The 25,972-nt window shown below is 66.9% G+C and carries 24 protein-coding genes; 14 read left to right on the top strand and 10 right to left on the bottom strand.

Going from position 1 to position 25,972, the window contains the following annotated elements; translation table 11 throughout:
• Positions 1–2: 2 nt before the first annotated feature.
• Positions 3–908, bottom strand: a complete 906-nt coding sequence (locus tag ABNQ39_RS28110; protein ID WP_376964727.1) for a LysR substrate-binding domain-containing protein — start codon at positions 906–908, stop codon at positions 3–5.
• Between the two features lie 92 nt (positions 909–1,000).
• Here ABNQ39_RS28110 and ABNQ39_RS28115 point away from each other — a divergent pair, with 92 nt between their 5' ends.
• A complete protein-coding gene (locus tag ABNQ39_RS28115) occupies positions 1,001–1,891 on the top strand; it encodes an aldo/keto reductase family oxidoreductase (protein ID WP_376964729.1) in 891 nt (296 codons plus the stop codon).
• A 64-nt stretch (positions 1,892–1,955) separates the two neighbouring features.
• On the opposite strand, the gene ABNQ39_RS28120 is transcribed toward ABNQ39_RS28115, so the two are convergent.
• On the bottom strand, positions 1,956–3,152 hold the full coding sequence (locus ABNQ39_RS28120; RefSeq protein WP_376964731.1) for an MFS transporter: 1,197 nt from the start codon (positions 3,150–3,152) through the stop codon (positions 1,956–1,958).
• A gap of 154 nt (positions 3,153–3,306) precedes the next feature.
• Here ABNQ39_RS28120 and ABNQ39_RS28125 point away from each other — a divergent pair, with 154 nt between their 5' ends.
• On the top strand, positions 3,307–4,083 hold the full coding sequence (locus tag ABNQ39_RS28125) for an AraC family transcriptional regulator (protein ID WP_376964733.1): 777 nt from the start codon (positions 3,307–3,309) through the stop codon (positions 4,081–4,083).
• A gap of 16 nt (positions 4,084–4,099) precedes the next feature.
• Here ABNQ39_RS28125 and ABNQ39_RS28130 read toward each other — a convergent pair whose 3' ends face one another.
• Entirely contained in the window at positions 4,100–4,987 is an 888-nt protein-coding gene (locus tag ABNQ39_RS28130; protein ID WP_376964735.1) for an SDR family oxidoreductase, read from the bottom strand.
• Between the two features lie 103 nt (positions 4,988–5,090).
• On the opposite strand from ABNQ39_RS28130, the gene ABNQ39_RS28135 reads away from it, so the two are divergent.
• Positions 5,091–5,948, top strand: a complete 858-nt coding sequence (locus ABNQ39_RS28135) for a helix-turn-helix transcriptional regulator (protein ID WP_376964737.1) — start codon at positions 5,091–5,093, stop codon at positions 5,946–5,948.
• Positions 5,949–5,973: 25 nt separating this feature from the next.
• Positions 5,974–7,491 carry an AMP-binding protein gene (locus tag ABNQ39_RS28140; RefSeq protein WP_376964739.1) on the top strand — a complete coding sequence of 506 codons (1,518 nt, stop codon included), beginning with the start codon at positions 5,974–5,976 and terminating at the stop codon, positions 7,489–7,491.
• Between the two features lie 22 nt (positions 7,492–7,513).
• On the opposite strand, the gene ABNQ39_RS28145 is transcribed toward ABNQ39_RS28140, so the two are convergent.
• Complete coding sequence (locus ABNQ39_RS28145) at positions 7,514–7,939, bottom strand: PAS domain-containing protein (RefSeq protein ID WP_376964741.1); 426 nt, start codon at positions 7,937–7,939, stop codon at positions 7,514–7,516.
• A gap of 34 nt (positions 7,940–7,973) precedes the next feature.
• Complete coding sequence (locus tag ABNQ39_RS28150; protein WP_376964743.1) at positions 7,974–8,906, bottom strand: PDR/VanB family oxidoreductase; 933 nt, start codon at positions 8,904–8,906, stop codon at positions 7,974–7,976.
• A gap of 241 nt (positions 8,907–9,147) precedes the next feature.
• Here ABNQ39_RS28150 and ABNQ39_RS28155 point away from each other — a divergent pair, with 241 nt between their 5' ends.
• Complete coding sequence (locus ABNQ39_RS28155; RefSeq protein ID WP_376964745.1) at positions 9,148–9,783, top strand: SH3 domain-containing protein; 636 nt, start codon at positions 9,148–9,150, stop codon at positions 9,781–9,783.
• A 63-nt stretch (positions 9,784–9,846) separates the two neighbouring features.
• Here ABNQ39_RS28155 and ABNQ39_RS28160 read toward each other — a convergent pair whose 3' ends face one another.
• From ABNQ39_RS28160 to ABNQ39_RS28175, 4 genes are read right to left on the bottom strand one after another with little or no spacing between them, the layout of a single operon-like run.
• A complete protein-coding gene (locus tag ABNQ39_RS28160; protein WP_376964747.1) occupies positions 9,847–11,418 on the bottom strand; it encodes a GMC family oxidoreductase in 1,572 nt (523 codons plus the stop codon).
• 54 nt (positions 11,419–11,472) lie between these two features.
• A complete protein-coding gene (locus tag ABNQ39_RS28165; protein ID WP_376964749.1) occupies positions 11,473–12,027 on the bottom strand; it encodes a twin-arginine translocation signal domain-containing protein in 555 nt (184 codons plus the stop codon).
• A gap of 51 nt (positions 12,028–12,078) precedes the next feature.
• Entirely contained in the window at positions 12,079–12,474 is a 396-nt protein-coding gene (locus ABNQ39_RS28170; RefSeq protein ID WP_222528308.1) for a VOC family protein, read from the bottom strand.
• Positions 12,475–12,507: 33 nt separating this feature from the next.
• Positions 12,508–12,900 (bottom strand): c-type cytochrome, encoded by a 393-nt coding sequence (locus tag ABNQ39_RS28175; RefSeq protein ID WP_376964751.1) that lies wholly within the window; start codon positions 12,898–12,900, stop codon positions 12,508–12,510.
• 526 nt (positions 12,901–13,426) lie between these two features.
• Between ABNQ39_RS28175 and ABNQ39_RS28180 the strand changes: the two genes are divergently transcribed.
• From ABNQ39_RS28180 to ABNQ39_RS28210, 7 genes are all read left to right on the top strand, one after another.
• Positions 13,427–15,091 (top strand): aromatic/alkene/methane monooxygenase hydroxylase/oxygenase subunit alpha, encoded by a 1,665-nt coding sequence (locus tag ABNQ39_RS28180; RefSeq protein ID WP_376964753.1) that lies wholly within the window; start codon positions 13,427–13,429, stop codon positions 15,089–15,091.
• Between the two features lie 117 nt (positions 15,092–15,208).
• Positions 15,209–16,267 (top strand): NADH:ubiquinone reductase (Na(+)-transporting) subunit F, encoded by a 1,059-nt coding sequence (locus ABNQ39_RS28185; protein WP_376964755.1) that lies wholly within the window; start codon positions 15,209–15,211, stop codon positions 16,265–16,267.
• Between the two features lie 45 nt (positions 16,268–16,312).
• The gene (locus ABNQ39_RS28190) at positions 16,313–17,440 is read left to right on the top strand and encodes an aromatic/alkene monooxygenase hydroxylase subunit beta (protein ID WP_376964757.1); all 1,128 of its coding nucleotides are present in this window, start codon (positions 16,313–16,315) and stop codon (positions 17,438–17,440) included.
• Between the two features lie 34 nt (positions 17,441–17,474).
• Positions 17,475–17,831, top strand: a complete 357-nt coding sequence (locus tag ABNQ39_RS28195) for an MmoB/DmpM family protein (protein ID WP_085086548.1) — start codon at positions 17,475–17,477, stop codon at positions 17,829–17,831.
• A gap of 116 nt (positions 17,832–17,947) precedes the next feature.
• The gene (locus tag ABNQ39_RS28200) at positions 17,948–19,588 is read left to right on the top strand and encodes a molecular chaperone GroEL (protein ID WP_376964760.1); all 1,641 of its coding nucleotides are present in this window, start codon (positions 17,948–17,950) and stop codon (positions 19,586–19,588) included.
• 229 nt (positions 19,589–19,817) lie between these two features.
• Positions 19,818–21,911 (top strand): sigma-54-dependent Fis family transcriptional regulator, encoded by a 2,094-nt coding sequence (locus ABNQ39_RS28205; RefSeq protein ID WP_376964762.1) that lies wholly within the window; start codon positions 19,818–19,820, stop codon positions 21,909–21,911.
• A 63-nt stretch (positions 21,912–21,974) separates the two neighbouring features.
• Positions 21,975–22,355, top strand: coding sequence for a ribbon-helix-helix domain-containing protein (locus tag ABNQ39_RS28210; RefSeq protein WP_376964764.1), 381 nt, complete (start codon positions 21,975–21,977; stop codon positions 22,353–22,355).
• A gap of 14 nt (positions 22,356–22,369) precedes the next feature.
• On the opposite strand, the gene ABNQ39_RS28215 is transcribed toward ABNQ39_RS28210, so the two are convergent.
• Complete coding sequence (locus tag ABNQ39_RS28215; protein WP_376964766.1) at positions 22,370–23,260, bottom strand: LysR family transcriptional regulator; 891 nt, start codon at positions 23,258–23,260, stop codon at positions 22,370–22,372.
• A 163-nt stretch (positions 23,261–23,423) separates the two neighbouring features.
• Between ABNQ39_RS28215 and ABNQ39_RS28220 the strand changes: the two genes are divergently transcribed.
• Positions 23,424–24,524 carry a 4-oxalomesaconate tautomerase gene (locus ABNQ39_RS28220; protein WP_376964768.1) on the top strand — a complete coding sequence of 367 codons (1,101 nt, stop codon included), beginning with the start codon at positions 23,424–23,426 and terminating at the stop codon, positions 24,522–24,524.
• Between the two features lie 29 nt (positions 24,525–24,553).
• Positions 24,554–25,933, top strand: coding sequence for a C4-dicarboxylate transporter DctA (dctA, locus tag ABNQ39_RS28225; protein WP_376964770.1), 1,380 nt, complete (start codon positions 24,554–24,556; stop codon positions 25,931–25,933).
• The last annotated feature ends 39 nt before the right edge of the window (positions 25,934–25,972 follow it).

Here is a 25,972-nt window from a genome sequence, read left to right on the forward strand (position 1 = left end):
TGTCAGGCGATGGGGGCGGTCCTGATGAAATCCAGGAAGGCCCGGAGCGGGGCCGGCACCAAACGCCGGCCGGGGTAATAGAGGAACGGTCCGGAAAAGGACGGCCACCAGGATTCCAGGACGGGTTCAAGCGCGCCGCTGTCCAGATGCGGGCGTAGCCACTGCTCGAACAGTTGAAAGACCCCGACGCCCGCAACCGCCGCATCGATGGCGAGGTCCATGATGCCGCCCGGTCCGGCGACCAGCGGTCCGGTCGGGTCGAGGCGGATCGCTTCGCCGTCGCGTTCGAATTCCCAGAGCGGCATCGCACCGCTGGCGAAACGTCCGCGCACGCAGCTGTGGGCCATCAGGTCGCGGGGATGCTCCGGCCGGCCGTGTGCATCGAGGTAGGCGGGGGAGGCCGCGGTCGCGAAGCGCTGGCGGCGGGGACCGATGGGAACGGCGATCATGTCCTGTTCCAGCCGGTCGTCGTAGCGGATGCCGGCGTCGCATCCGGCGGCGAGGACATCGACGAAGCTGTCCTCGCCCATCACCTCCACCCGGATATCGGGATAGGCGGCGTGGAAGGCCGGCAGGATCGATGGCAGGACCAGCCTTGCCGCGCTGACCGGCACATTGAGCCTGAGAGTGCCCGCCACCCGGTCGCGGAAGCCGTTCACCACATCGAGGGCGGCATCGACCTCGCGCAGGGCGGGCTCCAGCCGGGCCAGCAGGCGTTCGCCGGCTTCCGTCGGGACCACGCTGCGGGTGGTTCGGTTGAACAACCTGACGCCGAGCTGTCCTTCCAGCCGCCGCACGGCTTCGCTGAGGGATGAGGCGCTGACGTTGCCTGCCTTCGCCGCTTCGCGGAAACCACGGGCGCGGGCCACCGCGACGAAGGCGTTCAGATCCCCCAAATCATGCTGCATTGTTCGGAATTCCGCACGGGCTGTCCTGATTGTGCAGACTAATCGGACAGGCGGGCGATGGCTAGAGTGGTCAAGCCATCAAGGAGATCATCGTGTCAAACCCCGCCCAGACCAAAATCGATAAATCCGGCAGCTTCACCCTCGGCGGCAAGACAGTCCGCCGGCTCGGCTATGGCGCCATGCAGTTGGCCGGTCCCGGTGTCTTCGGTCCGCCGAAGGACCGCGATGCGGCCATCGCCGTGCTGCGCCATGCCGTCGAGGCCGGCGTCAATCACATCGACACCAGCGACTTCTACGGTCCGCATGTCACCAACCAGCTGATCCGCGAGGCGCTGGCGCCCTATCCGGACGATCTGCTGATCGTGACCAAGGTCGGCGCCCGGCGCGGCGCGGACGCCTCCTGGCTTCAGGCATCCTCGCCGGAAGAGTTGCGGCAGGCGGTGCATGACAATCTGCGTAATCTTGGACTCGACGTGCTCGACGTCGTCAACATGCGTCTGTGGGGCGACCATGGACACGCCCCGGCGGAAGGGCCGGTCGAGCGGGAACTCAGCGTCCTTGCCGAACTCCGGCAGCAGGGGCTTATCCGCTATATCGGGCTCAGCAATGCCACGGCGCGGCAGGTCGAGGAAGGCCGCCGCGTCTGCGAGATCGTCTGCGTGCAGAACCACTACAATCTGGTGCATCGGGCGGACGATGCGCTGATCGACGATCTCGCCGCCAAGGGGATCGCCTATGTGCCCTTCTTCCCGCTCGGCGGCTTCTCGCCGATCCAGTCCGGCCTGCTGTCCGATGTCGCCAGCCGGCTCGGGGCGACGCCGATGCAGGTGGCGCTCGCCTGGCTGTTAAACCGGTCGCCCAACATCCTGCCGATCCCGGGAACCTCGTCGGTCAAGCATCTGCAGGAAAATCTGTTGGCGGCGGATCTGGTTCTGCCCGCCGATGCGCTGGAGGCGTTGGACAAGCTGGGGAAAGACGCCTGAGGGTCGGGATGGACAAAGGGGAGCTTGCGCTCCCCCTCGTGCCGGTGCCGCGTCCCGGTACCGGTTACCGGCGTTCCACATTCGGCAGGAAGATTGTCAGCAAGCCGAGAAGCGGCAGGAAGGAGCAGGCGGTGTAGACGAAGCCGATGCCTTTCCAGTCCGCCACGATGCCCAGCCCCGCCGCGCCGATGCCGGCGACGCCGAAGGCCAGTCCGAAGAACAGGCCCGACACCATGCCGACCCGGCCGGGCAGCAGTTCCTGTGCATAGACCACGATGGCCGGGAAGGCCGATGCCAGGGCCAGCCCGATCACGGCGCTGAGGATCACCGTCGTCGTCAGACCGACATAGGGCAGGGCCAGGGTGAAGGGCAGGATGCCGAGGATCGAGACCCAGATCACCGTCTTGCGGCCGATGCGGTCGCCCACCGGGCCGCCGATCACCGTACCGGCCGCGACGGCCGCCAGGAAGACGAACAGGCAGAGCTGCGCGTCGCCGGTGGACAGGCCGAAGCGGTCGATCAGGTAGAAGATGTAGTAGCTGGTGATGCTGGCGAGATAGACGTATTTCGACACGATCAGCGCGATCAGGATGGCGACGGCGCGGGTGACTTGACCCGCCGGCAGATCGGCATGGCGCGCAGCCGCCGGGCCGCCGGCCTTGCGCGGCTTGGCGTTCCGGCGCTGCCAGCTTCCCAGCCGCACCATCACCACCATGCCGGCCAGAGCGACGAAGGCGAACCAGCTGAGGCTGCCCTGCCCGCGCGGCAGGATGATGAAGGCCGCCAGCAGCGGGCCGAGCGCGGAACCGAGATTGCCGCCGACCTGGAACAGCGACTGGGCCAGCCCATGGGCGCCGCCGGACGCCTGACGGGCGATGCGCGACGCTTCCGGATGGAAGATGGACGAGCCGAAGCCCAGCAGCATCCCGCCGGCCAGCAGCGCCGGGAAACCGGGCGCCCAGGCCAGGGTGAGAAGACCGAACAGGGTGGAGCCCATGCCGAAGACCAGCGAGTAGGGCATCGGCTTGCGGTCGGTGAAAAGTCCGACCAGAGGCTGAAGAAGCGATGCGGTCAGCTGATAGACGAAGGTCAGCAGGCCGAGCTGGGCGAAGCTGAGCCCGAACTCGTCCTTCAGGATCGGGTAGACCGCCGGCAGCAGCGACTGGATCATGTCGTTGAGCAGGTGGCAGGCGCTGATCGCGGCCAGGATGGAAAAGGCCGTCGAGCTGGCGCTGGGCCGGCTCATGGTGGTGTCGGTCACGGGGGCATGCCCTCTTCTCTCTGCCTTGGGGCGTCCGGGCCGCGTATCGGCGGCCCGGTTGGCCCGGCACTGTTGCGTTGACTGCATCGTAAGCTTACGGTCGACTGAGAAGGCCCGCCACCGCGGTCAGGCCAGTTTTCTACGAGTCCGGGCCATGGTCAGGAATGTCCGTGTCGATGAAATCGATGCCGTCGAGCGGCCCTTGCTCGCCACCACCCACGATTATCCAGACGGCGGCACGCTGCCGCTGCACTGGCACCGGCGGGGGCAGCTGATTTCCGGCATCACCGGGGTGCTGATCATGTCGACGCCGCAGGGCCGCTGGGTGGTGCCGCCCGATTTCGGCCTGTGGATCCCGCCCGGCGTCATGCATGAGGTGCGCATGCTCGGGGCGGTGACCACCCACAGCCTTTTTCTGGACCCGGACCTGACCGGCGGAATGCCGGACCGCTGTCAGGTCGTCGGGCTGTCGCCCTTCATCCGCAGCCTGATCGCCCGCGCCGTGGATGTGCCGGCGGACTATGATCCGGACAGCCACGACGGCGCGGTGATGGCGCTGGTCCGCTACGAGATGCTGCATCTGCCGGCTCAGCCGCTGAGCGTGCCGTTCCCGACCAGTCCGGCGTTGGCCGAGCGCTGCCGGCGCTTTCTGCGGCAGCCGGCGGTGCATGAGACCATCGAGCACTGGTGCGACGAGCTGGGCGTCAGCCGGCGCGCCTTCACACGGCTGTTCCGGCGCGAGACCGGACTGAGCTTTCTGGAATGGCGCCAGCAGGCCTGCCTTGCCGCCGCCCTGCCGCGGCTGGTGGCGGGCGAAGCCGTCACCGCCGTCGCCATCGACCTTGGCTATGACAACCCCGCCGCCTTCACCGCGATGTTCAAGCGCGTGCTCGGTTCCTCGCCGCGCGCTTATCTGAAGGGTGCCGAATGACCTCCGGCCGGCCCGGTCAGGCGTAGCGCATCGCCTCCAGGTCGGCGACGAGGCCGGGGCCTTCGGGATGCCAGCCGAGTGTCTGCTGGGTCAGGGCGCTGGACGCCGCCATGTCGATGCCCGCGAACATCGCCATCCAGCCGAAATGCTCGGCCGCCTTGTCCTGCGGGATGGAGACCGCCGGAATCTTCAGGCCGCGGGCCAGCGTTTCGACGATCTCGCGGGTCCCGACGCCTTCCTCCCCAACCGCATGGTAGCGGGCGCCGGCCTCCGCCTTCTCGATGGCCAGACGGTAGAGGCGTGCGACATCGCCGAGATGGCCGGCGGACCAACGGTTCTGTCCCTCGCCGATGTAGGCGGCGACGCCCTTCGCGCGGAAGATTTCGATCAGCGGGGCGATCAGCCCCTGCTTCTCCGTGTTGTGGACCTGCGGCAACCGCATCACCGCGACGGTGACGCCGGCGTCCAACAGCTCGTTGCCTGCTCGTTCCGACGCGATGCGCGGGTTGGGGTGACCGTCGTCGAAGACATCTTCGCGGGCAAGCCGGCCATGGCCGGCACCCCCCATGCCGACGCCGGAAGTGATCAGCAGCGGCCGGTCCGAGCCTTTCAGCACCGCGCCCAAGGCACCGATCACCCGGCCGTCCTTTGCGCAATTCTCGACGAAGCGCGAAAAGTCATGGTCGAAGGCGGTGTGGATCACCGCATCGGCCTTTTCGGCACCGCTGCGGATGCTCGCCAAATCCTCCAGCGTGCCGAGATGCGGCTCGGCACCAGCGGACTCCAGCGCGTGGGCGCCGTTCTCGGAGCGGGTCATGCCGATGACTTGGTGGCCAGCCTGGAGCAGTTCGGACAGCACGGCCCGGCCGATGAAGCCGGTGGCGCCGGTGAGGAAAATACGCATGGGACTATCACCTTTCCAATTCCGTCGCCCCCACTCTGTCCCGCCGTGATATCCTGTTAAAGTAGTGACGTTTTCCTAGTATAGCGGCTACCAGGATCAGCCAATGCAGACCGATACTAGACAGACCGGTCCAGCCGGCACGCTCGCCGCCTTCCTGCGCGACCGCCGGACGCGGCTGGACCCGGCGGCCTTCGGGTTCGCGGGACGCCGCCGCACGCCGGGCCTGCGCCGGGAGGAGGTGGCGCAGCGCGCCAACATCAGCCCGACTTGGTACACGTGGCTGGAGCAGGGACGGGGCGGGGCGCCGTCGGCCGACGTGTTGGACCGGATCGCCGGCAGCCTGATGCTGACCGATCTGGAGCGGGAGCATCTGTTCATCCTGGCGCTCGGCCGGCCGCCGGAGATGCGCTACAGGCCGGCGCAGGGCGTCAGCCCGCGTCTGCAACGGCTGCTGGAGTCCTTCGATGCCTGTCCGGCCTTCATCAAGACCGCGACCTGGGACGTGCTGGCCTGGAATCGCGCCGCCGCCGTGGTGCTGACCGATTACGGCACGCTGCCGCCCGACCAGCGGAACATCCTGCGGCTGGTGTTCGGCAATCCGGCGATCCGGGCCAAGCAGACGGATTGGGAGGGCATGGCGCGGCACCTCGTCGGCGCCTTCCGCGTCGATGCGGCGCGGGCCGGAGCGGTGAAGGAGATCGCCGATCTTGTCGACGAACTGTGCCGGACGAGCGCCGACTTCGCCCGGTTCTGGAACGAGAATGACGTGTACGCGCCGAGCGAGGGGTTCAAACGGCTCCAGCACCCGGACCTCGGCAGCGTCGAGATGGAATATTCGGCCTTCGCCGTCGATGGACGCCCCGATCTCGGTCTTCTGGTCTACAATCCGCTGGACGAACAGGTTAAAGAACGCATCCGCGCCCTGGCCGGTCGAAAGACCTCGGTGGCACCTGGCGGATGAGCGGTGGCAGGAAGGAACAGCGCCGGTGAATCTCTTCTCCCTTCTCGATCAGGCGGCGGCCCGTTTCCCTGGCCGCGGAGCGGTGTTCCGCGGCACCGAGCAGCTTCACAGCTTTGCCGAGCTTCGCTCCCGCGCGCTGCGGATCGCCGCCGGCCTGCGCGCGTCTGGACGGCCGGGCGACCGCATCGCCATCGCGACGGAAAATGTGCCCGAATATGTCGAGCTGTTCTTCGCCATCTGGGCCGCCGGCATGGCGGCGACGCCGGTGAACGCCAAGCTGCATCCGCGCGAATTGGTGCAGATCCTGGAGGATTCCGGAGCGTCCGCCGTCTTCCTCTCGCCCAAACTGGCCGCCAGGCTGGAACAGGCGCTGGACGGGTCGCCAGCGGCGTCCTGCCGCCGGATCGTCATCGGCGGGGAGGGCTATGCGGCGCTGACGGCGGGGGACGAATTGGCCGGGCCGATCGATCCCGATCCGCAGGCGCTGGGCTGGCTGTTCTACACCAGCGGCACCACCGGGCAGTCGAAGGGCGCGATGCTGTCCCACCGCAATCTGTTGGCGATGACCATCGCCCATCTGGCCGATGTCGAGGCGGTGGACGAGGAGTGCAGCCTGTTGCACGCGGCGCCGATGTCGCACGGCTCCGGCCTCTACATGGCGGCCTATGTCGCCCGCGGTGCCCGGCAGGTGGTCCCGGCCTCCTCCGCGTTCGAGCCGGCGGAGTTCCTCGACCTCTGCGACCGTCACCCCGGCTGCGGCGCCTTCCTGGCCCCGACGATGGTGCAGAGGCTGCGGCTGGAGGCGGAACGCGGCGGCCGGCGGCCGGCCCATCTGCGCTCCATCGTCTATGGCGGCGGTCCGATGTATGTGGAGGAACTGCGCCGCTCGTTGGCGGTTTTCGGGCCGGTCTTTGCCCAGATCTACGGCCAGGGCGAGGCGCCGATGACCATCGCGTCTCTGCGGCGCCGCGACCATGCAAGCGACGACGATGCGGTGCTGGGGTCGGTCGGTTTCGCCCGCAGCGGCGTCGAGGTGGCGGTGGTGGATGCCGACGACCGGCCGCTGCCCACCGGCGAGGTGGGGGAGATCGTCTGCCGCGGCGACGTGGTGATGGCCGGATACTGGAACAATGCCAAGGCGACGGCCGAAGCGCTGCGCGACGGCTGGTTGTTCACCGGCGACATGGGGTCCTTCGACGGGCAAGGCTACCTGACGCTGCGCGACCGGTCGAAGGACGTCATCATCAGCGGCGGCAGCAACATCTATCCGCGCGAGGTGGAGGAGGTGCTGCTGCGCCACCCCGACGTCGCCGAGGTCTGTGTCACCGGGCAGCCCGATCCGGAATGGGGCGAGATCGTCGTCGCCTTCATCGTCGCCGAACCGGGACGCGAAATCTCTCCCGGCGACCTCGACGCGCATTGCAACGCCAGCATCGCCCGATTCAAGCGGCCCAAGCGTTACCTGTTCGTCGAGGACCTGCCGAAGAATAACTATGGCAAGGTGGTGAAGCGTGAGTTGCGCGCCCGTCTGGCCGACGGGTAGGGCCAGACGGGAAAGGGAGGTATCAGCGTCCGGCTAGTTGACGGCGCAGGGTCTTCAACTCCTCGAAGCGGGCGGACACGTCGCGCATGACGGAGGCCATCCCGAGCATGGCGCCGTCCGCGTCCTTCAGGGGCACGATGGTGAACTCCACCGAGATGCGGCTGCCGTCCTTGCGCAATGCCGGAACCGACAGCAGGTCGCCGCTGCCATAGCGGCTCACCCCCGTTTTCATCACCTCGTCATAGCCTTCCCAATGGCGCTGGCGCTGCCGTTCGGGGATGATGATGTCCAGCGACTGGCCCAGCGCCTCTTCGGCGGTGAAGCCGAACAGGCGTTCCGCCCCCGCATTCCAGAACCGGATGAGACCCTCCCGGTCGGAATAGACGATGGCCTCCGCCGGGCTGTTTAAAAGCGCCACCCCAAGTTGGCGCAGATCTTCCTCGGTCATCTATTCCTCCCAATGATCGTTTCGTGATGAAGTGTCAGACATCCAAGACCAATCTTGCGCTGCGCGCCCGCGAGACGCACAGCATCATCGTCTTGCCGGCAGCGCGCTCCGCGTCGGACAGGACGCTGTCGCGGTGGTCGGGCTCCCCCTCCAGCACCGTCGTCTCGCAGGTGCCGCAGATGCCCTGTTCGCAGGACGAGTCGACTTCGACGCCCGCGGCGTAGAGCGCGTCCAGAATGCTGGTTCCCGCCGGAACCGTGACGGTGACGCCCGACCGCGCGCAGACCACCTCGAAGCTGTCGTCTGCGGCGTCCCGGCGGACCAGCTCCGGACGCGGGGTGAACCACTCGAAGCGGACATCCTGGTCCGGCCGGGCGGCGGCTGCCACCGCCTCCATCAGCCGCTGTGGACCGCAGCAATAGACCGGGACATCGACGGGGGTGGATGCCAGCAACGCGTCGACCGCCAGCCGTCGGCCGTCATCGGCGGCATGCAGGTCGATGCGGCCATGGGGGCGGCCATGGAGCAGGGCGCGGAGGTCGTCGAGAAAAGGCGCAGCAGTGGCGTTGCGCACGCAATAATGCAGGACCCAGTCGGCGCCCCGCTCCGCTGCCCTGCGGATCATCGGCAACAGCGGCGTGATGCCGATGCCGCCGGCGATGAACAGGTAGCGCGCCGCGTCGTCGAAGCGGAAATTGTTGCGGGGTGGGGAGATGGTCAGGTCGGCGCCAAGCGCCAGTTCGCCATGGACGAAGCCCGATCCCCGCCCGCCCGGCACGTTCAGGACGGCGATGCGATAGGCCTTGCGGTCCGCCGGATCGCCGCACAGCGAATAGGAGCGCACCGCCCCGTCCGGCAGATGGAGGTTGATATGGGCGCCGGGCTCGGCCGGCGGCAGCCCCCGCCCGTCCGGATCGCGCAGTTCGACCAGCCGGACCTGCGGTGTGATCCGGTCCAGGCGGTGCACGCGCAACGTCCATGGTGCCTTGGCTGAGGGCTGCGGCGTTTCAGGCTGCGTACTGCTCATCATCCTGCCTGCGAGTGTCATCGGCGGGTCTGGTATGCCAGATCCAATGCAGGCAGCCTAAAACCTCAAGCTAACTTCAGGTCAAGTGGAAATGTGGAATTCCGGTTCGGCGGATCATCCGGCGGCCGCCGTGCGTTGTTCGCGAAACGGTGCGCGGGCACCCCCAACGGGAGGAACTGTCATGTCACGGTCGACGATCATGGTCCTGGTTGCAGCGCTTGGGTTGGCGGGAACCGCGTCGGTGCCGGCGCTGGCGGCATCGGGCGACATCCATGCGGTGACGGGTGAGAAGGTCAATCTGCGTGCCGGTCCGTCCGACGACGCGGCGGTCCGTTCCACGATCATACGCGGCGAGGACGTGGTCGAACTGCGGCGAGAGGGCAGCTGGATGGGCGTCCGCGTCCTGCGCACCGGGGAGGAGGGCTGGCTGTTCTCCGACCTCGTCAAGCGGCAGAGCGCCAGCACGCTGGGCAGCGGCGAAAGCGCGCCGGCGCCGGCCGGCTTCGGCAAGCTTTCGCCGGGCTTCGACGGTCTGGTCGCCGGCATCGGCGAGCAGCTCGGCTACCGCTTCGCCGACAAGGTGGAGCAGGGCGCCAACGGCACGCTGAGGGTCATTCCGACCCAGGAATGGCTGTACAACACCGGCCGCGACGCCAAGATGTTCGCTGCGCTGGCGCTCTACCAGATGTGGAAGAACTACAACAACGGCAAGCCGGTGACGGTCACGCTGGGCGCGCAGGGGCCGGCCGTCATCACCATCGCCGACGCTGCGAAGGGGCCGGAACTTAGCGGACCGGTTTTCAACCCGGCACGCTGACAGGGGAAAAACCGCAAGCCTCCGGCGCGTTCACGCCGGGAGGCTTGCGGTCCTCGCGGATCGTCAGATTTCCCGTTTGCTCATCTGGTCGGCGATGTAGTCGGCCTGCCGGATCGCCAGCGCGACGATGGTCAGGGTCGGATTCTCCGACGCGCCGCTGGTGAACTGGCTGCCGTCCGACACGAACAGGTTCTTTACGTCATGCGCCTGTCCCCACTTGTTGACGACGCCGTCGCGGGCGTTGGCGCTCATCCGGTTGGTGCCGAGATTGTGGGTGGACGGGTAGGGCGGGGTGTGGATGGTCCTGACCGCGCCCACCGCGTCATAGACGGCCGACCCGCGGCCATAGGCGTGGGTGCGCATGGCGATGTCGTTGGGATGGTCGTCGAAATTGACGTTCGGGATGGGCAGGCCGAACTTGTCCTTCTCCGTCGCGTGCAGGGTGACGCGGTTGGTCTCGCGCGCCATGTCCTCGCCGACCAGCCACATGCCGGCGATGTGGTCGTAGGCGTCCAGCGCCGAGCTGAAGTCGCGGCCCCAGGCGCCGGGGTCGAGGAAGGCCGCCATGAAGGGCACGCCGAGCGACAGCGTTTCCATCTCGTAGCCGCCGACGAAGCCGCGCCGCGGGTCGAAGCGGGATTCGTCGCGGATGATCCCGGCCATGGTGGTGCCGCGGTACATGTGCACCGGCCGGTCGAACATCCCATAGACCGACCCGGTCATGTGCCGCATGTAGTTGCGCCCGACCTGACCGGACGAGTTCGCCAGCCCGTCCGGAAACATCGCCGATGCTGAGTTCAGCAGCAGGCGCGGGCTTTCGATCGAGTTGCCGGCGACCGCGACGATGCGGGCCTTCTGCCGGTGCATGGCCCCGGTGGCGTCGGCATAGAGCACGGCGTTGACCTTGCCCTTCGCGTCATGCTCGATCTTCAGGACCTGTGAGTTCGGCCGGACTTCCAGATTGCCGGTGGCCTCGCCCTTGGGGATCTCGGTGTAGAGGGTCGACCATTTCGCCCCCGACTTGCAGCCCTGGAAACAGAAGCCGATCTGCTGGCAGGCGCCGCGGCCGTCGCGCGGCTTGCTGTTGATCGACATATTGCCGGTGTGGAACTCGCTGTAGCCCAGCTTCTTGGCGCCGGCCGCCAGCACCTTGTAATTGTTGTTGCCGGGCAGGCGCGGGATGCCGTTGGTGCCGGTCGTCCCCATCTTGAACTCGGCCTTGTCGTAATAGGGCTCCATCTCCGCCAGCGTCACCGGCCAGTCGAGCAGGTTGGCGCCCTCCACCGCGCCGTAGGTCGTGCGCGTCTTGAACTCATGCTCCTGAAAGCGGAGCGAGGCGCCGGCCCAATGGACGGTGGAGCCGCCGACCGCCTTGACGATCCAGGCCGGCAGATTGGGGAAGTCCTTCGCCACCCGCCAGCTTCCCGAGGTCGTGCGCTTGTCCAGCCAGGAGATCTGCGAGAAGCTCTTCCACTCGTCGTTCACGAAATCCTGGATTTCGTGACGCCCGCCGGCTTCCAGGCAGACGACCTTGACGCCCTTCTGGGCCAGCTCGTTCGCCAGGGTGCCGCCGCCGGCCCCCGATCCGATCACCACCACGACGTTGTCGTCATCCATCGCGAATTTCGCAACCATGTCTCGATCCTCCCCATTTTTTCGGGCGTTCAGTGCGGCAGACGGACGGCGCCGTCAGGCGTCCTTGATCCAGTCCAGATCGTCGAAGCCGCGGTGGATGTAGCCGCCATATTCGGCCGACGCCCCTTCGTAGCCGAGCTTCGCCCACACCTCCGGCTGGTTGTAGAGGGCGACCACCATGTCGCCGCGGACCTTGCGAAAGAAGGGCGTGGTCTCGATGGATTTCAGCACCGCGACGCGGTCCGCCTCCGCCTTGATCGCGGTGTAGGGAGTGTTGCGCAGCTTGCGCGCGGCGTCGTCGAGTGCCTTCGCACCCTCGTTGAGCTGGCCCGCCAGGGTGGCGTCCTTCGCCGCCTCCTGGTCCATCGAGGCCAGCGCCTTCTCGTAATAGGCGTCGCCCAGCCGGTCGTGCGGATAGAGGTCGCGCACCATCGTCAGCAGGGTCTTGGCCGCGTCGGGCTTGATGGCGGTCAGCCCTTCGGCCCAGGCCGGCATCGCCGTGATCGACACCATCCCGCCGGAAACCGCACCGGCCGCCGCAACCGACGCGGCGGAGGTCTTCAGAAAATTCCGCCGGTTGAACCGTGTCCGTTTGTCGAGAACGCGCATGATCGACGTCTCCTTCCCATGGTTCGGTTGTTGTTGGGTCGAGGTTTGGACTTATCGGTAGCGGCCGTGGCGTTGCAGGACCTCGGTCTTGTAGCCGTCCGGATCGGTGACGAAGAAGAAGCGGGCCAGCAGCGTGCCGCCGGGGGCGAACTCCTTCACCGGCGTCACCGGGAAGCCCAGGGCCGACAGCCGGGCGTGCTCGCCGTCCAGATCGTCCACCGCCACCGCCATGTGGCCGTAGCCATCGCCATGGGTGTAGGGCGCCGTCCGGTCATGGTTGACGGTCAGCTCCAACTCCATGTCGTTTTCGGCGTTGCGCAGGTAGATCAGCGTGAAACCGTCGAAGCCCAGCCGCTCGGCCGGTTCCAGCCCGAAAGCCTTGGCGTAGAAGTCCAGCGACCGCTGTTCGTCGAGGACGCGCACCATCATGTGGATGATCTTGGCCATGCTGCTTCCCATGAGGTCGTTGGGGGGAGGGCGTTAGCGTTTGGCATTGGCTTCCAGGAACTGGACGATGCTCTTGCGGACGCTGTCGTCGTCCTGCCGGTAATTCATGTAGCTGCCGGGAACGAACTGGTTGGAGTTGGCCAGCCAGTTCTCCAGGTGGCCGGCGTCCCAGGCGAAGCCGGCGCTGCGCAGCGCGTCCGAATACTCGAAGCCGTCAGCCGTGCCGGCCTTGCGGCCGATGACGCCGTACAGCGGCGGTCCGGCGCGCGGCCCGTCGTCCTTCTTCACCGAATGGCAGGTCCCGCATTGCTGGCGGAACAGCGTCTCGCCATCCGCCGCCGCGGATTTTTTCGTGAAGGGCGAAAAGGGAATGGAGAGAAGGAGCAGCAACATCACCCAGCGGTGCGGCGACATCCTCGCGTGCATCGCATGCCTCATCGTTTGAAAATCCTCCCGAATTCTTGGTCCGAAATCTCGGCCGAAACCTTTGGGCGCCGCGACTTCGGACCAGCCGGTGCGGCACCGTCGATGTGGATGGAGCAAGGGGCGTGCCATGCGACGCGAAACCGCTCTCCTTAAGGGGAAAGGCGGGTTTTGTGAGGCGTTGCGGGAGATCGCTGTCCCAACTGTTTCATTATGGGACAACCCCGGTGCGACAGATCGTCCCATGATGGGACAATGCGTTATGCGAACCTTCTTTAAAATCACTTGTCCGGCTGCCTCCGGCGTTCTGGCACGTCGATTGCTTTGTGGGGTGGGCGTTGCAGCCGCCCCGCTTCGGCGGTCGCAAAAAGCCTGAAGCTGCGGACCATCTTCGCCGCGCTGCTGTGCGGCCCCGGTCCGGCCGATGATCCCGCCCTTGAACCTGCCGGTGTCCCGTCATCCGGCATAAGCGGCCGACGCGATCCTTCAGGCCCGGATCAACATCATCAAAATCATGGGGAGAGACGACATGCCGGATGGATTGACGCTGAACAAGATCACCAGCCAGAAAGGCATCGGCATCACCGAGGCGGCCCGCCGCGTCGCCGATCTCGGCTGGACGCCGTCCTACGTCAAGGAGGCGATGAGCTTCCCGACCGACTACAAGATCTCCAAGGCGCCGCGCGACCCGATGAAGCAGGTCCTGCGCTCCTACTTCCCGATGCAGGAGGAGAAGGACAACCGCGTCTATGGCGCGCTGGACGCCGCCCTGCGCGGCGACATGTTCCGCAATGTCGAGCCGCGCTGGATCGAGTGGATGAAGCTGTTCCTGGCGATCATCCCCTTCCCGGAGATCTCCGCGGCGCGGTCGATGGCGACGTTGGGCCAGTTGGCACCCGGCGACGATCTGCGCACCGGCTTTACCATGCAGATGATCGACGAGTTCCGGCACTCGACGATCCAGATGAACCTCAAGAAATGGTACATGGAGAACTACATCGACCCGGCCGGGTTCGACATCACCGAGAAGGCGTTCGGCAAATGCTACGCCACCACCATCGGCCGGCAGTTCGGTGAAGCCTTCCTGACCGGCGACGCCATCACCGCGTCGAACATCTACCTCCAGGTCGTGGCCGAGACCGCCTTCACCAACACCCTGTTCGTCGCCATGCCGTCGGAGGCGGCGCGCAACGGCGATTATGCCCTGCCCACCGTCTTCCTGTCGGTGCAGAGCGATGAATCCCGCCACATCGGCAACGGCCATTCCATGCTGATGTCGGTGCTGAAGGAGCCGGACAACCATCTGCTGCTGGAACGCGACATCCGCTATTCCTTCTGGCAGAACCACATGATCGTCGACGCCGCCATCGGCACGATCATCGAATACGGCACCAAGCACCGCGACAAGAACAAGGAATCCTACGCCGAGCTTTGGCACCGCTGGATCTTCGAGGATTATTACCGCACCTACCTGCTGCCGCTGGAGAAGTACGGCATCAAGATCCACCATGACGACGTCCACGAAGCCTTCGACAGCATCGTCAAGAAGAACTACGTCCACAAGATCGCCCAGTTCTTCTCCGCCGGCTGGTGGGCCAATTTCTGGCGCATCGAGGCGATGACCGAACGCGACTTCGAATGGTTCGAGAGCAAATATCCGGGCTGGTACGACGAGTTCGGCGTCTGGTGGGAGAATTACGCCAAGCTCAGCAAGCCCGGCAGCGTGCCGATCACCTTCGCCGACACCGGCTACGTCTATCCGCACCGCTGCTGGTCGAGCCTGGTGCCCTGCGTCATCCGCGAGGATTTCCAGATCGACGAAGTGGACGGCGAGCTGTTCACCTACGCCTCCGAGGTCGACCGCTGGACCCACAAGGAGGCGTTCGCCGCCGAGTACCAGGGCCGCCCGACCCCGGCGATGGGCCGCTTCTCCGGCCGGCGCCAGTGGGAGGAGGTCTATGACGGCTGGGACCTTGCCGACGCCATCCAGGACATGGGCTTCGTCCGTCCCGACGGGAAGACGCTGGTCGCCCAGCCGCATCTGTCCTTCGAGGAGAAGGACATGTGGACACTGGACCATGTGCGCGGCCACACCATCCGCAGCCCGTTGCTGGCGCTCCGCGAAATGACGCCGCAGCAGCGTCAGGCGCATGTGGACGAGTACCGCAAGGGCTTCAAGATCCGCCGGGTCTGATCTCCCGCCCCTTCACTTGGGTCCGCCCCCCTTTCCGGCCCCCTTTCCGGCTGGAGAGGGGGAACGGGATCCCCTGCGGACTTTACAGGCGGACATCGCCGCGGAGATCGACAGACCATGACCGCACAAGCGCTACAGAACAGCCCGGCCGTCCACACCGTCCGGCTGGAGCCGGTCGGCATCGAAATGGAGGTGGCGGAAGGGGAAACCATCCTCGACGCCGCCTTCCGCCAGGGCGTCTCGCTGATGCACGGCTGCAAGGAGGGGCAATGCTCCGCCTGCAAATGCCTGCTGATCGACGGCGACGTCGAGATGCTGAAATACTCCACCTTCGCGCTCTCCGATCCGGAGCGCGACAGCAACCACATCCTGCTGTGCCGCTCGCTGGCCTACAGCGACGTGGCGGTAGAACTGCTGAATTACGACGAGGATCTGCTGTCCCGCTCCATCCCGGTGAAGGACTTCAACGCGCGGCTGGCGGCGGTGGAGCCGCTGACCCACGACATCGTCGCCATCGCGCTGGACCTCGACCAGCCGATGAAGTTCTGGGCCGGGCAATATGCCGACATCACGCTGCCCGGCATCGGCCTGACCCGTTCCTTCTCGATGGGCAACCCGCCGGCGGACGGCAGCCGGCTGGAGTTCATCATCAAGAAATACCCGGACGGCGCCTTCTCCCAGCAGCTGGACGGCGGCCTGTCGGTCGGCGACCGGGTGAGCGTCCGCGGTCCCTACGGCAGCTGCTTCCGCCGCGAGGGGCGGGAGGGGCCGATGATCCTGGTCGGCGGCGGGTCGGGCATGGCGCCGCTGCTGTCGATCCTGCGCGATCAGGCCGCCAGCGGCGAGACACGGCCGGTGCGCTTCTTCTACGGCGCCCGCAGCCGCCGGGATCTGTTCCACCTCGACCAGTTCGAGGAGTTCGCGCGCCGCCTGCCGGACTTCGCCTTCATCCCCGCCCTGTCGCATGCCGAGGAGGGCGACGGCTGGACCGGCGAGACCGGCTTCATCCACGAGGTGCTGCGCCGGCACCTGTCCGGGATGGATGAGGTGGAGGAGGCCGACGTCTTCTCTTGCGGGCCGCCGCCGATGATCGACGCGGTGCTGCCGGTCCTGCAAATGGCCGGCGTCGATTCCGCGCGCGTCTATTTCGACAAATTCACCCCCGCCACCCGCTGAGGCGGGCCGCTGAGGTGGGCTTATGCAAACACGGGAGGAACGACGATGACCATGCAGGAAACCGCATCCGCTGCCGCCGGAGCCAAGGTCTTTCCAGGCTCCGACAGCCGCCGCTACAATTACTTCGAGCCGAAGGGCCGCAAGGCCACCCATTATGAGGACGTGACGGTCGACGTCCAGCCCGATCCGGAGCGCTATCTGCTCCAGAACTGGATCATCTCCTTCGGCGACGGCACGCCCACCTATTCCAAGGACTGGACCGCGCTGAAATGCACGGACTGGCATGGCTACCGCGCGCCAGACCAGGAATGGGAACGCACCCATTACCAGCGCCAGTCCACCATCGTCGGCATGATCCAGAACGTGGTGGAGAATGCACGCCGCGCCGGTGCGCCCCAGCGCTTCGACAAGGCCTGGGTCGCCGTGCTCCAGAACCATGTCGGCGCCTTCAAGCACGCCGAATATGGGCTGGGCACCGCGCTGATGCGGGCGCAGCGCTACGGCTACACCCAGATGGTCAACAACGCCATCCTGACCAACGCCTCCTACAAGCTGCGCTTCGCCCAGGATCTGACGCTCTATCTAGCTGAGGTCGGCAGCGACATCGGGAATTTCGATCTGGACGCCGGCAAGGCGCACTGGCTGGACGACCCGATCTGGCAGCCCTGCCGCGAGGCGGTGGAGCATATCCGCGCCGCCACCGACTTCCTGGAGCAGTATTTCGCCGTCAACCTCGTCTTCGAACCGCTGGTCGGCGAGCTGTTCCGCAGCGGCTTCGTCATGCAGGTGGCCGCTGCGCAGAACGACTTCTCCACCCCGTCGGTCATCTCGGCGGCCGAGGCCGACTATGAACGGAACCTCGCCAACGCGGTGGAGCTGTTCGCCCTGCTGCTGCGCGATCCGGCCCATGGCGAGGACAACCGGACCATGCTGCAAAGCTGGTTCACCCATCATGGCGGGCTGGCAGTGAAGGCGGCCTTGCAGCTTCAGCCGCTGTGGTCGCTGCCCAGGGTCAAGGCGGCCAACTTCGTCGAAGCGTTCGAGCGGGCGCGCAACCGCGTCGCCGCCATCGGGCGGGAGATCGGCATCGACGCCGACCTGCCGGCCCTGCCGCCGGTCGAGGTCGGGCAGGCCGCAACTCCGGCGGCGGTCACTGACGCTGCTGCCGAGTGATCCTTCCCGCATTTCCGCCAAAAGGACGAAAACCATGAGCGTCACCACCGTGCAGCAGCTTTTCAAGCCGCTGAAGGACATCACCCAGGACGGCACCATCTCGCACCAGTGCGGCGTGACGATGAACGACAGCGTCGAGGCGCGTTGCATCGCCGAGGTGATGGAGAGCAAGCCCGGCATCACCGTCACCTACCTGCCGGCGATGATCCGCATCGACGGCGAAGGCAAGATCGAGTTCAAAATGAGCGAGATCGGTGAAGCGCTGGGCCGCGAGATGACCCCGCACATCTTCGAGATCTCCACCTCCACCCACTATGGCCGCATGGTCATGATCGACGAGGACACCGTCGTCCTCTTCGGCAACATGGACGATGCGCTGGCCTATGAATGACCTGAGACGAGTGATCTCGGGCCAATGACCTCGGGAAGGCGGGGCCTGCTTCAGGTCCGGTGGGCTCCGCCTCTTTTTTCAAATCCGCAAAATCAAAAATGGGAGGGAAAGACGCCATGCCGAAGATGATGCTGCACCGTGCCGAGGCGCGGGCCGCGCTTGCCCGTGGGGTGGGCAAGCTGGCGCTGGCGGTGCGCGGCACGCTGGGGCCGAAGGGGACGAACGCGATCATCGACCGCCCCATCGGCACGCCGATGATCTCCCGCGACGGCGTCAGCATCGCCGCCGAGATCGAACTGCCCTGCCGTTTCGAGAATATGGGCGCCCAGGTGGTGCGCGAGGTGTCGAAACAGACCAACGACGTGGCCGGCGACGGCACCACCACCGCCACCGTGCTGGCCGACGCGCTGATCCAGGACGGTGTCGCGGTGCTGGCCGACGGGCATGGCTCGGTCGAACTGGTGGAGGGGATGGAGCGCGCCTGCGGCTTCGTCGTCGACCGGCTCCGCCACATCGCCCGGCCGCTGGAAAGCCATGCCCAGCTGGAGCAGGTGGCGACCGTCGCGGCGACCGATCCGGTGCTCGGCCGGCTGGTTGCGGACGCGCTGCGCCGGGTCGGGGTGGAAGGGGTGATCGACATCGAATACGGCCAGCCGGGCGCGCCGACGGCGCTGCATGTGCTGGAGGGCATGGTGCTGGACCGCGGTTTCCTGTCCCACCACATGGCGACCGAAGCGACCGGACAGAGCGCGGTGCTGGACCGGCCCTACATCCTGATGACAGACCACAAGATCATCGATCCGGAACCGATCCTGCGTCTGGTCGACCGCATCGCCGCCGGGCACCGCCCGCTGCTGATCATGGCCGATAGCGTGGCGCCGGAGGTGGTTGCGGCACTGATGGCGCTGCGCCGCGACGGGCGCGCCACGGTGGTGGCGATCAATCCGCCGGAGTTCGGCCACTGGCGTCAGGCGACGATGGAGGACATCGCGGTCCTGACCGGCGGACGGGTGATCGCCCGCGACCTGGGTGGACGCCTCGACAGCGTTGCGGCGGAGGATCTGGGGGGCGCAGACCGCATCGAGGTGTCCGCCGGCCGGACCACCATCCTGCGCGGCCATGGCAATCCGGACGCGCTGGCGGCCCGCCGCGCCCTGGTACAGCGCCAGTGGGAGGAGGCGCCGCCCAACATCGAGCGGGACAAGCTGTCCCAGCGGCTGGCGAAGCTGACGCACGGCACCGCCCTGATCGAGGTCGGCGGCGCCACCCCGGTGGAGCAGAAGCGCACCGCCCAGCTTCTGGAGGATTCGCTCGCCGCCGCCCGCGCCGCGCTGGCGGAGGGGGTGGTGCCCGGCGGCGGCACTGCGCTCGCCCGCGTCGCCCCGCTGCTCGACCGGCTGGCCGAGGATGTGGGGGAGGGCGAGAGGGCCGGGGTGCGGCTGGTGCAGCGGGCGATGCTGCAACCTTTGATCTGCATCTCGGAGAATGGCGGGCTGGACGGGGCCGGCGTCGCCGCGCGCATCGCCACGCTTCCCGACGGGTCCGGCTTCGACGCCCGCAGCGGCCGGTTCGGCGACCTGTTCGCCGCCGGGATCATCGATCCGGTCAAGGTCACCACGCTGGCATTGCTGAACGCGATCTCGGTCGCCAAGCTGGTGCTGACCACCCACACCCTGATCGCCGACATCCCCGACGACGTCGATCCCACCGCCGGCCCGGCCCGCGGCGGCGGAATGGAACGGTACGGGCGGACCTGATCCTCTCCCGGCCGTAACACCCCCCCCCTCCCCCTTCGGAGAGAAAGGCAGGAAAAAAGCCATAGAGTAATCCACTACTACCGCTCCCGCTTCGGTTCGGCTTATGGTTTCTTATACAAACAATCCTTGATGCGGAGCTTATCCGGGTTGAGCCTCCGCATCCCTTGTCCAAAGACAATCGGCGCATCGGAAACACTCCACAGAAGACGCCGGGAAGCAGGGAGGGACAATGTTGGCCAACGAACAGGCTGGCGCCGGCCGTCTGGCTGTCGCTTCGCCGGCACCGGCGCTCCACGCTCTGGTGGATGGCGAAACGGCGACGATGAAGGCGTGGGAGGATTTCGTTTCCGGCTCGCGTCGGGACAATCTGCCCGTGCGCGATGTGGTCATCCGATCCTGGGCGCGATGTCAAAGCTTCCTGGTCGATGCGCGGGCGGATGCCGCTCCGGTGATTGGCCGCGATCACATTGAGGCGTTGCGCCGCGACAACCGCGACCTGCTCCAGGCGGCAGCCTCGACCCTGGCGGAGGCGGCGGACCTGCTGTCCGGCACCCGCACGGTGATGCTGATCACCGATGCCAACGGCGTGGTGCTGGAGGCGGCCGGCGACCGTGCCACCTTGAGCGTGGCGCGCGACATCAGTCTGGCCTGCGGTGGACAGTGGGGCGAGACCTTCGCCGGGACCAACGGCATCGGCACGGCATTGGCGTCCAAGCAGCCGGTGCTTGTCCAGGCGGCGGAGCATTACTGCGCCGGCATCAAGGGATGGAGCTGCGCCGGGGCGCCGATCCACGACCCCGTCGACGGATCGGTCGTCGGCCTGCTCGACATCTCCGGCCTGAAGCAGAGTTTTACCGGGCAGGCTCTTGCCCTGGCTGTGGTCGCTGCCCGGCAGGTGGAATGGAACCTTGCCCGCCAGACCGAGGCCGAACATGTCCGGCTGCTGGAGGCCTGCCTGGAGGACAGCCAGAAATATGCCGGCGAAGGGCTGATCGCACTCGATGCCCGCGGGCGCCTGCTTTATGCCAGCCGCAAGGCGGCGCATCTGCTGAAGGCCAGTTTCGGATCGGATTTGCCGCAGCTGAACCGGGGGACGAGGCTGCCGATAGCTGGGATCGGAGGCGGACTCGGAGGTGGGGCAGGGGACCGGTTGCCGGTTCCGGCCGACTGGGTCCGGCCGCTGATTCTGGATGGGGAGCGGCGGGGAACGCTGCTGGTCATCCCCGCTGCGGCATCGGGCCGCCAATCCGCCGGACGCCGTGCGGTTCCGGACGAGTCCGACCACAGCCGCTCGCGCTTCGCCGACATCGTCGGGGACAGCGACAGCCTGCGCATGGTGATCGGACAGGGGGAACGTCTGGCGCCGCTGCCGGTCCCCATCCTGATCGAGGGGGAGACCGGCGTCGGCAAGGAACTGTTCGCCCGCGCCGTCCACGGCCACAGTGCGGCTGCCGGCGGTCCCTTCGTGCCGTTCAACTGCGGTGCCGTCTCGCGCGAGATGCTGGGCAGCGAGCTGTTCGGCTATGTGCGCGGCGCCTTCACCGGCGCGGCGGCGGAGGGGCGCATCGGCCGCTTTGAACTGGCGGACGGCGGCACGCTGTGCCTCGACGAGATCGGCGAGTTGCCGCTCGACCTTCAGCCCTATCTGCTGCGGGTTCTGGAGGAAGGCGTGCTATACCGCATCGGCGACAACGTGCCGCGCCGGGTGTCGGTTCGACTGCTCGCCATGACCAACCGGAACCTCCGGCAGGAGGTTGCCGCCGGCCGCTTCCGCCGCGACCTGTACCACCGCCTCGCTGTGACTGCCCTGCGGGTGCCGCCCCTGCGCGACCGCCATGGCGATGTTCCCCGCCTGATCTCCCACTTCAACGGCCTGCTGGCGGAGCGGCATGGCCGGGCACCCGTCCGCTTCACCGCGGCGGCGCTGGATCTGCTGCAACGCTATGACTGGCCGGGCAATGTCCGGGAGCTGCGCAACGCGGTCGAACGGGCGGTCCTGCTGTCCACCAGCGGCAGCATCGGCATCGACGACCTGCCGGACGAGCTGCGCGATGCCTGCGGTTGCATGGCGGCCGATGGGTGGCCGTTGCTGGGATCCCCGGCCCCGCCCATCGTGGCGCCCGGCGCCATCGCATCGACTCCAGTGTCGCCTCCAACGGCGATGGCGCTGACGGAGACCGAGCAGAGGACAATCAAGGATGTGATTGCGGCAACCGGCGGGAACCTGTCGGACGCGGCGGCCGTCCTCGGCATCTCGCGCAGCACGCTGTATCGGAAAATGAGCCATCACGGCATTCAGCGCACATCCGCCGGCAAGGCCTAAAAGCCGCTCCGCCCGGATCAACGGCAGCCGGGTTTGAAACCGCGTTCAAGGAAGGATGGGCGCATGTGCCAAATCTTCGTCAACGCCGATCCGATCCTGTACGAGGCGCGGTCACGGTCGGTGCGCATCCATGGCATGGTCACCAGCATCCGCCTGGAGAACCTGTTCTGGAACGTCCTTGCGGACATCGCCGCGGAACAGGGGACGACGACGAACAAACTGATCCTGTCGCTGTACGACGAGGTTCTGGAGGCCCATGGGGCCGTGCAGAATCTCGCCTCCTTCCTGCGGGTCAGCTGCGTGCGTTACCTGACCATGAAGCCGCAGATGCTTCTGCCCGGACAATCCGGCGGCCTGCTGGAGGTCGCGGACACGTCGTCCGCCGCTGACGGCGCGTCGGTCGTCTCGCTGCGGCGGGACGGGCGGCAGCAGGACAGGGCGTGACGGCATGCCGCCAGTCATAGCCTCCAGGAACCGAGCAGAACCTCCAGAAAGCGTGCGGCCATTGGGGAGAGGATGGCGCCATGCCGCCGGACCACGCCAATGGTTCGGGAGATCTTTGGATGGCCCAGGGGGAGGGTCAGGATGATGGGATGGCCGGAGGACGGCGTGGCGAGCTTGGGAAGCACGGCGACGCCCAGCCCGGCCTCCACCAGACCGAGCGAGCTCGCGAGATGCGTGATCTCGTAGGACCAGTTGAGCTTCAGGCCATGCTGCGCCAGCGCATTGTCGATCAGCGCCCGGTTGCCGCTGGTCCGGCCCACGGTGATGACCCGGTGGGCGGCCAGCTCGTCCCAGTTTACCACCGTGTGGGCCGCCAGCGGATGATCGTGCCGGCAGGCGACGACGAAGGGATCCTCGGCCAGCGGCGTGAATTCGATGTCCGGGTGCGAGGTGCCGATGAAGTTGATGCCGAAATCGGCCTCGCCGCGCGCCACCGCCTCCAGCCCCTCGTTGGCGCCGAGATCGAGGATGCGGATGCGGATGCGCGGGAATGCGATGCTGAAGCGGCTGATCGCGTTGGGCAGGAAATAGAACACTGCCGTCGGGACGGAGGCGATGGTGATCTGGCCGCCGCTCCGTGCGCCGAGATCGCTGATCCCCAGCAGCGACGTTTCGAACTCATCCAGGAAGCGGCGGACCTTGGGCATGAAATCCCGCCCCACCATCGTCAGCGCGACATGGCGGGTGGAGCGTTCGAACAGCGCCACGCCCAGCGTGTCCTCCAGCTTCTGGATACGGCGGCTGAGCGCCGGCTGCGACAGGTTCAGAAGCTCGGCGGCGCGGTTGAAGCTGCCCAACTCCGCCACGGCGATGAACGCCTTCAGATCGACCAGTTCGAAATTCATGCCCGGCTCCACAGGATTTATGCCCAGCGTCGCTGACGGCATATTGATGCGTGAAATGGAATAATAGTGCGAATCAATGCATTTCACAAATATCGTTCGCGGACAGAATATCGGCGCATCGGCTTTCTTCGCCCACCGGCGACCCCAAGAGAAACCAAGCGCCATGACAAATTCGATGAACCGCCAGATCGGCATTCCCTGCGTGATGATGCGCGGCGGGACCTCTCGCGGCCCCTTCTTTCTGGCGTCCGACCTTCCTGCCCTTCCGGCGGAGCGCGACGCCCTCCTGCTCTCGGTGATGGGGGCGGGGAACGATCTGGGGATCGACGGCATCGGCGGCGGCAACCCGCTGACCAGCAAGGTCGCCATCGTTGGTCCCGCCACCAGGACGGGGGCGGATGTGGATTACCTGTTCGCCCAGGTGCGGGTGCAGGAAGGGGTGGTCGACACCTCGCCCAACTGCGGCAACATGCTGGCCGCGGTCGGCCCCTTCGCCATCGAGTCCGGACTTGTCCCGGCGGCGAACGGCGTCACGGTGGTGCGCATCCACAACGTCAACACCGGCAAGCTGATCGAGGCCCGCATCCAGACCCCCGGTGGCCAGGTGGCCTATGAGGGCGAGGCCGTCATCGACGGCGTGCCCGGCACCGCCGCCCCCATCCATCTTGCCTTTCTCGACGCCGCCGGCGCCAACACCGGCCGGCTGCTGCCCACCGGATCGCCGGTCGACCTGATCGACGGGATCCCGGTGTCCTGCGTCGATGCCGCCATCCCGGTGATGCTGGTCCGCGCCGCCGATCTCGGCAAGACGGGGTACGAGCCGGTGGACAGCTTCCGGTCCGACCGGGAATTCATGGCCCGGCTGGAGGCGCTGCGCGTCGAGGCCGGCCGCCGCATGGGCTTTCCCAATGCGGCCGGCATGGTGATCCCCAAGCCGGTTTTGCTGGCCCCGCCGGCGCGCGGCGGCACGCTGACCGTCCGCTATTTCATGCCGCATGACTGCCATCGGGCGATGGCCATCACCGGCGCCGTCGCTACCGCCACCGCCTGCACCATTCCGGAAACCGTGGCCGCCGCCCTGGTGGGACGGTTCACCATGCCCGGCGACATCACCTTCGAACATCCGGCCGGCCGGCTGACTGTCCGTCTCGAGGCAGGCCAATCCGCGCCGACCGCCAGCATCCTGCGCACCGCGCGGCGCCTGTTCGAGGGAACCGTGTTCGCCCGCCCATCGACCCCGTCGCGGACCGCCATGGCGGCCTGACGCCACAGAATCAGAGAGGAGGAAACACCATGCGTCCACAAACGGGGACCGATACCCTGACGCCGGGCAAGCCCAAGGCCATCTACAAGGCGCTCTATTTCCAGGTCGTCGTCGGCCTGACCCTGGGCATCCTGGCCGGTCATTTCTGGCCTGATTTCGGCGCGGGCCTGAAGCCGCTGGGCGACGGGTTCGTAAAGCTGGTCAAGATGATGATCGCGCCGGTGGTCTTCTGCACCATCGTCAGCGGCATAACCAGCCTGAACGACACCCGCGAGATCGGCAAGACGCTGGTCAAGTCGATGGCGCTGTTCTACGCGCTGACGGCGGCGGCGCTGCTCATCGGGCTGGCCGCGGTCATGATCATCGAGCCCGGCACCGGCATGCATGTGTCGCCGTCGTCGCTCGACCCGGCGGTGGCCGCGCGCTACGCCAAGCAGGCCGCCCCGGTCGGATTCACTGACTTCCTGCTGCACATCATCCCGCATTCCTTCTTCGGCGCCTTCGCCGAGGGCGAGGTGCTGCCGGTGCTGCTCATCTCCGTGCTGGTCGGTTTCGGCCTGACGCGGGTCGGCAAGGCCGGCGAGCCGGTGGTGCAGGGCATCGAGTCCTTCTCCCACGTGCTGTTCGCCGCCTTCGGCTTCATCATGAAGCTGGCTCCCATCGGTGCCTTCGGCGCGATGGCCTTCACCGTCGGCAAATACGGCATCGACAGCATCGGCTCGCTCGGCCTGCTGATCCTGACCTTCTATGTCGCCTGCGGCGTCTTCCTGGTTGCGATCATTGGCACGCTGGCCCGCCTGCACGGTTTCAGCCTGTGGAAGGTCCTGCGCTACTTCCGCGAAGAGCTGCTGATCGTGCTCGGCACCTCGTCCTCCGAGCCGGTCCTGCCGCGTGTCCTACAGAAGCTGGAAGCGCTGGGCTGCAAGAAGGGCGTCTCCGGCCTGGTTCTGCCGATGGGCTATTCCTTCAACCTCGACGGCACCGCGATCTACCTGACCCTCGCCTCGCTGTTCATCGCCCAGGCCTGCGACATCCACCTGTCGGCCGGTCAGATCGTCGCCATGCTCGGCGTCATGCTGCTGACCTCCAAGGGTGCCGCCGGCGTCACCGGCAGCGGCTTCGTCGCCCTGGTCGCCACGCTGACGGTGATGCCGGACCTGCCGGTTGCCGGCGTCGCGCTGCTGGTCGGCATCGACCGCTTCATGTCCGAAGCCCGCGCCCTGACCAGCATCATCAGCAACTGCGTCGTCAGCATCGTGGTGTCGATCTGGGAGGACGCCTGCGACCGCGAGGTTCTGCATCGCGAACTGAACCAGAGCAGCGCCGGCACCGAGCGCGTCCTGGAGGGGATGGGCGACATCCCGGTCATGCCGCTGGCCGCCCGCGCCCCCGCCCACCCGTCGCACTGAACGCTTGACCGTGTCCCGACGATGGGTGCGGAGGACCGG

This window comes from Azospirillum sp. A26, assembly GCF_042604635.1.
Lineage (GTDB): Bacteria > Pseudomonadota > Alphaproteobacteria > Azospirillales > Azospirillaceae > Azospirillum > Azospirillum palustre.

What these genes read in the sequence shown, in the direction of transcription:
- ABNQ39_RS28110 (WP_376964727.1), bottom strand. Translation starts at nt 908, where the DNA reads ATGCAGCATGATTTGGGGGATCTGAACGCCTTCGTCGCGGTGGCCCGC.
- ABNQ39_RS28125 (WP_376964733.1), top strand. Translation starts at nt 3,307, where the DNA reads ATGGTCAGGAATGTCCGTGTCGATGAAATCGATGCCGTCGAGCGGCCC.
- ABNQ39_RS28130 (WP_376964735.1), bottom strand. Translation starts at nt 4,987, where the DNA reads ATGCGTATTTTCCTCACCGGCGCCACCGGCTTCATCGGCCGGGCCGTG.
- ABNQ39_RS28135 (WP_376964737.1), top strand. Translation starts at nt 5,091, where the DNA reads ATGCAGACCGATACTAGACAGACCGGTCCAGCCGGCACGCTCGCCGCC.
- ABNQ39_RS28145 (WP_376964741.1), bottom strand. Translation starts at nt 7,939, where the DNA reads ATGACCGAGGAAGATCTGCGCCAACTTGGGGTGGCGCTTTTAAACAGC.
- ABNQ39_RS28155 (WP_376964745.1), top strand. Translation starts at nt 9,148, where the DNA reads ATGTCACGGTCGACGATCATGGTCCTGGTTGCAGCGCTTGGGTTGGCG.
- ABNQ39_RS28160 (WP_376964747.1), bottom strand. Translation starts at nt 11,418, where the DNA reads ATGGTTGCGAAATTCGCGATGGATGACGACAACGTCGTGGTGGTGATC.
- ABNQ39_RS28165 (WP_376964749.1), bottom strand. Translation starts at nt 12,027, where the DNA reads ATGCGCGTTCTCGACAAACGGACACGGTTCAACCGGCGGAATTTTCTG.
- ABNQ39_RS28170 (WP_222528308.1), bottom strand. Translation starts at nt 12,474, where the DNA reads ATGGCCAAGATCATCCACATGATGGTGCGCGTCCTCGACGAACAGCGG.
- ABNQ39_RS28175 (WP_376964751.1), bottom strand. Translation starts at nt 12,900, where the DNA reads ATGCACGCGAGGATGTCGCCGCACCGCTGGGTGATGTTGCTGCTCCTT.
- ABNQ39_RS28180 (WP_376964753.1), top strand. Translation starts at nt 13,427, where the DNA reads ATGCCGGATGGATTGACGCTGAACAAGATCACCAGCCAGAAAGGCATC.
- ABNQ39_RS28185 (WP_376964755.1), top strand. Translation starts at nt 15,209, where the DNA reads ATGACCGCACAAGCGCTACAGAACAGCCCGGCCGTCCACACCGTCCGG.
- ABNQ39_RS28190 (WP_376964757.1), top strand. Translation starts at nt 16,313, where the DNA reads ATGACCATGCAGGAAACCGCATCCGCTGCCGCCGGAGCCAAGGTCTTT.
- ABNQ39_RS28195 (WP_085086548.1), top strand. Translation starts at nt 17,475, where the DNA reads ATGAGCGTCACCACCGTGCAGCAGCTTTTCAAGCCGCTGAAGGACATC.
- ABNQ39_RS28200 (WP_376964760.1), top strand. Translation starts at nt 17,948, where the DNA reads ATGCCGAAGATGATGCTGCACCGTGCCGAGGCGCGGGCCGCGCTTGCC.
- ABNQ39_RS28205 (WP_376964762.1), top strand. Translation starts at nt 19,818, where the DNA reads ATGTTGGCCAACGAACAGGCTGGCGCCGGCCGTCTGGCTGTCGCTTCG.
- ABNQ39_RS28210 (WP_376964764.1), top strand. Translation starts at nt 21,975, where the DNA reads ATGTGCCAAATCTTCGTCAACGCCGATCCGATCCTGTACGAGGCGCGG.
- ABNQ39_RS28215 (WP_376964766.1), bottom strand. Translation starts at nt 23,260, where the DNA reads ATGAATTTCGAACTGGTCGATCTGAAGGCGTTCATCGCCGTGGCGGAG.
- ABNQ39_RS28220 (WP_376964768.1), top strand. Translation starts at nt 23,424, where the DNA reads ATGACAAATTCGATGAACCGCCAGATCGGCATTCCCTGCGTGATGATG.
- dctA (WP_376964770.1), top strand. Translation starts at nt 24,554, where the DNA reads ATGCGTCCACAAACGGGGACCGATACCCTGACGCCGGGCAAGCCCAAG.